General features: G+C 62.9%; 1 protein-coding gene. It reads left to right on the top strand.

Annotated elements, in window-relative coordinates; all coding sequences use genetic code 11:
- Positions 1 to 1,697 (top strand): polyketide synthase dehydratase domain-containing protein (locus ACNA0J_RS29650; RefSeq protein WP_415822604.1); only part of this gene is annotated, 1,697 nt, incomplete at both ends.

Genomic DNA, 1,697 nt, shown 5'->3' with positions numbered 1-1,697 from the left:
GAGCGAGGAGCGGGTTTGGGAAGCGCCGGTTGATGAGACAGGTCGAGAGTTGCCGCGGCGCGCGGGGGTGAGTTCCTTCGGCTTTGGCGGAGTGAATGCTCATGTGGTGTTGGAGGAGTATGAGGCACAGGCCCCTGTGCTGCACGATTCGATGGGGCGTACGCCGATGGTGGTGGTGCTGTCCGCGCGGACGGACGAACAGCTTCGAGCGCAGGCGATGCAGTTGCGAGCGTATCTGGAGCGGCGCGAAGTGAATCTGGCGTCGCTGGCCTATACGCTGCAGGTCGGGCGCGAAGCGCTGGGCATGCGTCTCGCGATGGTGGTGACCTCGGTGGAGGAACTCACGCGCAAATTGTTAGCTTACGAGCAGCGTGAGACAAGCCTGGAGGATGTGTATGAGGGCGAGGTCAAGCGCGGGCAGGAGATGTTGTCGGCCTTCGCCGCTGATGAAGACTTGCGAGAGCTAATAGACAAGTGGCTGGCACGCGGCAAGGTGAGCAAGCTGGCCGAGTTGTGGGTGCAGGGCTTGGCGGTGGATTGGTCCGCGCTGTATGGCACATCACGGCCATCCCGGATAAGTCTGCCGACGTATCCGTTTGCGAAGGAGCGCTATTGGGTGCCTGACCGTGCGCTCAGTGTGCGGGCTGCGCAGCCGGCTGGCGCGCTGTTGTCCGCGCCGGGTGGCGATGCCGTGTTGTTGCACCCGCTGGTGCATCGCAATACGTCCACGCTTCGTGAGCAGCGCTACAGCACGTTGTTGACGGGCGAGGAATTTTTCCTGCGTGATCATGTGGTGCGAGGGCAGAAGCTTGTGCCGGGCGTGGCACAGTTGGAGTGGGCGCGAGCCGCGGCCAGTCTGGCGCTGGAGGAGGAAGGGGCCATCCGTATCGAGCAGGTGAGTTGGATACGACCCTTGATGGTTGCTAAGCCGTTGGAGGTGCACATCGGCCTGGAGGTAGAGGACGACGGGCGGGTCGGCTACGAAATCTACAGCGGTGAAGGTGAATCGGTGCAGGTCTACAGCCAAGGCTGGGCAGTGGTCTCGGTCTCGCGCGAGGCGCCGACCGTCGATCTGGCAGGGCTGCGGGCGCAGTGTGAACGCACGCTCAGCCGCGAAGATTGTTATTCGCGGTTTGCCGCGATGGACTTGGTCTATGGAGCGAGCTTCCAATCCTTGACGCAGCTGCAAGTCGGAGGGAGTTTGGCTGTCGGGTCGTTGCAGTGGCCAGAGCCTGCGTCGGCCGACGACGAGTCCGCCTATGGTTTGCCGCCGAGTCTGCTGGACGGGGCATTGCAGACCAGCCTAGGCCTGATGCGGGAAGAGACAGGACCGACGGTACCGTTTGCGGTCCAGTCGGTGGAGCAGTGGTCGTCGGTGTCGGTGCCCGCCTATGCGGTGGTGCGGCCCGCGGCAGGCGACAACACCGCGGTACGCAAACTGCAAGTCGAGATCGTCGATTCGCAAGGTCGGGTGGCGGTTCGGCTGAGCGGATTCAGCAGCCGGACTCTGCCCGCTTTTTCGACGGCTGACCGTACGGCTGATTCGAAGAAGCCTGTGGTGATGGCGCAAGAGTCTTTCAGGCCAGCACCGTCGCTCCTGGGTGAACTGATGCTGACACCGATATGGGAGACGATCTGCGAAGTCGAGCCGAACGCAGTGCCTTCTGTGCAGCAGGTAATACAGCTGCATGCGACGA

Source organism: Bordetella tumbae (assembly GCF_965139195.1).
Taxonomy (GTDB): Bacteria; Pseudomonadota; Gammaproteobacteria; order Burkholderiales; family Burkholderiaceae_B; genus Bordetella_A; species Bordetella_A tumbae.
The sequence above is the reverse complement of the archived record's forward strand: the minus strand, read 5'-3'. Positions and strand labels throughout refer to the sequence as shown.